3 protein-coding genes are annotated in these 2,259 nt (G+C 55.5%); 1 reads left to right on the forward strand and 2 read right to left on the reverse strand.

Features of this window, described 5'->3' with window-relative positions; all coding sequences use genetic code 11:
* Window positions 1-8: 8 nt before the first annotated feature.
* Entirely contained in the window at window positions 9-677 is a 669-nt protein-coding gene (exoX, locus tag JOE09_RS26015) for an exodeoxyribonuclease X (protein WP_205067852.1), read from the reverse strand.
* Here exoX and JOE09_RS26020 point away from each other — a divergent pair.
* On the forward strand, window positions 670-951 hold the full coding sequence (locus JOE09_RS26020; protein WP_205067853.1) for a hypothetical protein: 282 nt from the start codon (window positions 670-672) through the stop codon (window positions 949-951). The two genes, exoX and JOE09_RS26020, sit on opposite strands and share 8 nt — an antisense overlap.
* Before the next feature lie 28 nt (window positions 952-979).
* Here JOE09_RS26020 and JOE09_RS26025 read toward each other — a convergent pair whose 3' ends face one another.
* On the reverse strand, window positions 980-1,390 hold the full coding sequence (locus tag JOE09_RS26025) for a hypothetical protein (RefSeq protein WP_205067854.1): 411 nt from the start codon (window positions 1,388-1,390) through the stop codon (window positions 980-982).
* Window positions 1,391-2,259: the final 869 nt, after the last annotated feature.

Raw genomic sequence — 2,259 nt, forward strand, 5'->3', positions numbered from 1 at the left:
TACCCATATCAATCTCCCTGCAGGTAATGCTGCATCGTGAATTTCTGGTCCTCGTCGAGGTCCATGTTTGCCAGGCACCATTTCAGATATCCGCGATCGGTAGCGCCGATTTCCTCAAACGTCCTGCCCTTGTGCTTGCCGAAACGCATGGTGTGGAGCAGGGAAGGCAGGGAAGTGATTTCGCGCATCTGCGCAATGGTGAAGCGGGCGTGCCGGTTAATCTCGATAAGCACCGCTGCCGTCACATAGCAGTCATAAAGCGCACGGTGGGCGTGCAGGCCTTCCGGCACGTTGGCATTAACGCCGAGGTGGTAGCGCATGAACTGGTTGCCGTGGCTCTCCAGCTCCGGCCAGAGCTTGCGGGACAGCTTCATTGTGCAGATCCACGGCGCGGTGATCTGCGGCAGTTTGCTGCGGTCGAATTTAGCGTTGTGCGCCACATACACATCAGCACCCAGGTAACGGCCAATCACTGCCTCGATGGGCGGCGAATCCGCCACATCCTCGTTAGTGATGTGGTGAAGCGCCATTGATCCGATGCTGATTGGTTCGGGCGGCTTAACGTAGTCGCTCATCGGGTTGCAGATAACGCCGTCGATGATGTCGACGCTGGCGATTTCACACACACCACCTTCGAGGCTGGCGGTCTCCGTATCAATTACACGCAAAATGGTCATCAGGTTGTTCCGTAAGGGCATCGGCAGCGGCTTCTCGCTGCGCCAGCTGGTGGGCGATTTGAATCAGGTCAGCCGGGCCGAACTGATTCTGTTGGCAGAGCTGCAGGATTGCGTCGACAGTGGCCTGGCGCATCCATTCGTTTATTGCCAGTGGCGTGGGGATAAGCGTTACATCCATCCGATATACATCCCCGCAGCAATCAGCGCTGCACCGACAACCGGCAATAACCAGTTGCGGCGCCGCGGGTGGAAGTCAGCACCGGTCAGCCGGTGAAGGAACTGTGATTTGTAGAGCTGGCTCATCATCGATTACCTCGGATACGCAATCCTGCAGCGCGTTTATGTGACGGCACCCGGATGCTTTGCTGGTAACGCAGGGCGCACTCTCTGTCAGCGCAGAAGTCATCTCGCTCGCTACGATCCCAGTGTTTAATGGTGCTCTTCACCACATCTTCAGGATGGCGGAACCGGCCGCAGTAACGGCATCGCACTGATTCCAGATGCTCGGTACCGGCATCCAGCACCGTGTACTCGAAATGCGAACCGGGAGTGCCGTCTGGCAGCGTGTAATCAACGAACGTTTGCTCCTCGCCCTTAAAGTTCGGGCGTATGCTGCAGCCGTTGAATGTGACCAGCTGAGCGCCGATGCGGATCGGCGTTCCCGGCGGCAACTCGGCCAGGCGCTGGGCGGTTAATTTGGGGATTGGGTGCATGCTTACCTCCGTTTTGAGGGCGAAAAAAAGCCCCCGGAGAAGGGGGCAAACGACTACACACAGCAATGGCAGGATTGTGCTGGCCGGGATCGAACCGGCGCCGGGTAGGGAGCCCGATCAACACCAGATGCAACACAATGAACAGAGCACTACCGCTTTTTTGCCGCCCCATCCTGGCTTTTGGTACCGCAACGGCTGCGAGAATTATTTTGCATGCCAGCGCTCTGGTCATTGTGTGCCGGTTACCGATCCGGCGCACTCAACCGTAGTTAGTGCGGAGTCAAGTTGTGGCCCTGCTTTGGAGTCACTTTGCGTTCAGCTGGGACGTGTAATTTTCGCATCGTGATCGGGTTCGCTCATACGCTGGCCCCGCTGCCATATTTGTGTGCCGGGGTGATGCCCGGCGTCGTGCCGCCTTTACTTTTAAGCCCAATGTTCTGCTGAGGTTCTCCGGACTGTCTTAGGGTTAGAAAAAACCGCGCAACATTTTTATCTGGGAGTCAGAATCCAAAGGAGTTGAAAGCGTCGACATGCGTCGGCTTTCGGGGTATGTCGCCAACCGGGAATGTCTTAGCCCAATGTAGATAGAGCTTGACTGCCACATAGGCTCTTTCAGCGTTGCGAAAAGTGCCAACGCTCCGTGTTGTTCCATGAATCCTGGGCTGCCCCACGAACCCAAAGTGAGTCTTAACAACGTACTTCATGAAAGAGCCTCTACAAATTCATCAAAAGTAAGTGACTCTTCACCTTCCTTCAGGCTGTCGAAATATTCTTCATATGCTTTATCCACGACAATTCCTCATTTTGGCTGTGATAAGTGGTTAATTTGCATTGACGCTGCGCTGTCGCACCTCAAAGAAAACTTCGCC

Origin of the sequence: Pantoea coffeiphila, from assembly GCF_016909495.1 — a bacterium.
In the GTDB taxonomy this organism is placed as follows: Bacteria; Pseudomonadota; Gammaproteobacteria; order Enterobacterales; family Enterobacteriaceae; genus Erwinia; species Erwinia coffeiphila.

What these genes read in the sequence shown, in the direction of transcription:
- exoX (WP_205067852.1), bottom strand. Translation starts at nt 677, where the DNA reads ATGACCATTTTGCGTGTAATTGATACGGAGACCGCCAGCCTCGAAGGT.
- JOE09_RS26025 (WP_205067854.1), bottom strand. Translation starts at nt 1,390, where the DNA reads ATGCACCCAATCCCCAAATTAACCGCCCAGCGCCTGGCCGAGTTGCCG.
- JOE09_RS26020 (WP_205067853.1), top strand. Translation starts at nt 670, where the DNA reads ATGGTCATCAGGTTGTTCCGTAAGGGCATCGGCAGCGGCTTCTCGCTG.